The organism is Micrococcus sp. GbtcB5 (genome assembly GCF_019091605.1).
Lineage (GTDB): Bacteria > Actinomycetota > Actinomycetes > Actinomycetales > Micrococcaceae > Micrococcus > Micrococcus luteus.
The window spans coordinates 1-231 of record NZ_JAGXJK010000591.1; the positions used below are offsets into that span (position 1 = coordinate 1).

At 82.7% G+C, this 231-nt stretch carries 1 pseudogene; it reads right to left on the reverse strand.

Annotated features, from left to right (window positions below):
- Positions 1 to 231: pseudogene (locus tag KVS67_RS13620) on the reverse strand (hypothetical protein); the annotation flags it as partial.

The window sequence follows — 231 nt, forward strand, 5'->3', positions numbered from 1 at the left end:
GCATAGCTACGAGCCGCCCCCACCCCCAGGCCCTGGAGGGGGCGACCCAGCGGGCCAGGACGCCACGCGCGGCGCGGGAGGCGACCGCCTCGGCGGCCCGCGCCATGTTGGCCGCCAGCCGCTCCATCAGCGGCGCGACCGCGGCACGGGGCCAGGCCGGCAGGCCCGCGGCCGCGTTGGGGAGGGCGGGGGCCCGGATCGGACCCCCCTCCCCCCCCCGCAGGGCGCGGA